This is a genomic window from Actinosynnema sp. NPDC059797, assembly GCF_042732085.1.
In the GTDB taxonomy this organism is placed as follows: Bacteria; Actinomycetota; Actinomycetes; order Mycobacteriales; family Pseudonocardiaceae; genus Actinosynnema.
Window position 1 is genome coordinate 24,468 of the sequence record NZ_JBHWIE010000090.1, and the last position, 1,721, is coordinate 26,188.

The following is a 1,721-nucleotide window of genomic DNA, read 5'->3' on the forward strand; positions in this document are numbered from 1 at the left end:
GGCTCCACCCCACCAAGCGGCACCGGCCGATCGCCAGCGGCCGCGTCGGCCCGGCCAGGGCGCTGCTGCTGGGCGTCGGCTGCCTGGCCGTGCTCGGCGCGGCGGCCGCGGCGCTGCCACCGGCCGCCGGCCTGGCCGTGGCCGCCTACCTCCTGCTGAACCTGCTGTACTGCCTGGTGCTCAAGCACCACGCGCTGGTGGACATCAGCGTGGTGGCCTTCGGGTTCGTGCTGCGCGCGGCGGCCGGCTGCCTGGCCGTGGCCGCCCCGTTCAGCCCCACCCTGATCGTGTGCGTCTACTGCGTCTGCCTGCTGCTGTCGCTGGGCAAGCGCCGGCACGAGCTGGCCGCGGCGACGCGGGCGGGCGAGGCCGCGGCCACCCGGCCCGCGCTGGCGGGCTACTCGGTGCCGCTGCTGGACCAGCTGATGGCGGTGCTGGTCGGCGCCACGCTGATCACCTACCTGCTGCACCTGCTCGAACCGGGGCGTCCCGGGGGCGCCCTGCTCGCGGTGCTCACCCTGCCCTTCGCGGTGTTCGCGCTGGCCCGCTACCTGCAGCTGGTGACGGTGGACCGGCGCGGCGGCGAACCGGGGCGGGACGTGCTGCGCGACGTGCCCCTGCTGGTCAACGCCGCGCTGTGGCTGCTGTGCCTGGCCGCCGGCCGGCTGTTCTGAGGGGGCCCCGATGTCGTCCGCACCGGTGTCACCCACCGTCTCCGTCATCATCCCCAACTACAACTACGCGCGCACGCTGCGCCAGTGCCTGCGGGCCGTGTTCGACCAGACCTACCCGCACGTCGAGGTCGTGGTCGTGGACGACGGCAGCACCGACGCCTCGCCGGACATCGCCGCCGAGTTCCCCTGCACCCTCGTGCGCACCGCCAACACCGGGGTCTCCGCGGCCCGCAACACCGGCGTGCGGCACAGCACCGGCGAGATCCTCTTCTTCCTCGACTCCGACATCGCCCTCGCGCCGCAGGCGGTGGAGCGGGCCGTCCGGCTGCTGACGTCCGATCGCCGGCTCGGCTTCGTCGGCGGCGTCTACGACAAGGAACCCCTGATCGACGACGGCCCGGTGGAGCGGTACAAGGTGCTCCACGGCCACTTCTGGCGGGTGCGCAACGCCGGCGAGGTCCGGCTGTGCAACTTCTCCCTCGGCGCGATGCGCCGCGAGACCTACGAGCTGGCCGGCCCGCTGGACACCAGCCTGCGGGCCACCGAGGACGTCGAGTACGGCGCGCGGCTGGCGGCGATCTCCACCGTGCTGATCGACGCGACGATCCTGGGCCGCCACGACGACGACGACCGGCTCGGCGTGCTGCTGGGCAAGCAGTACCACCGCTCGGTGCCGCTGGTGGCGCTGTTCGCCGGCCGGGAGCGGTCCCGACCGCGGTTGGCGGACACCGCCTACCGGCCGCGGGCCGTCGCCGGCACCGGCCTGGTCCTGGCGGGCCTCGCCGGCGCCGCGCTGTGGCCGGCGGCGGGCGCGGCGACGGCGCTGGCCGGCGCGGCGCTGTTCGCCGTGGAGGAGCGGCGGCTGCTCCGGTTCCTGCGCGCCTCGGCGGGGCCGCGGCAGTTCCCGCTGATGGCGGGGCTCCACCTGCTGATGAACGCCACCACCGGCGCCGCCGCCCTGGTCGGCGCGGCCCGCTGGGCGTGCTCCCCGACGTTCCGGCGGCTCTACGAGAACGGGGGCCGCACGTGAACGGCACCACCACCGGC

At 75.2% G+C, this 1,721-nt stretch carries 2 protein-coding genes; both read left to right on the forward strand.

Translation table 11 applies throughout. The features are described 5' to 3' along the window. Positions 1–674, forward strand: a 674-nt coding sequence (locus ACFV4N_RS21230) for a UbiA family prenyltransferase (protein ID WP_499674287.1), incomplete at its 5' end; no start/stop codon positions are given. A gap of 10 nt (positions 675–684) precedes the next feature. Then, complete coding sequence (locus ACFV4N_RS21235) at positions 685–1,704, forward strand: glycosyltransferase family 2 protein (protein WP_499674288.1); 1,020 nt, start codon at positions 685–687, stop codon at positions 1,702–1,704. Positions 1,705–1,721 lie beyond the last annotated feature (17 nt).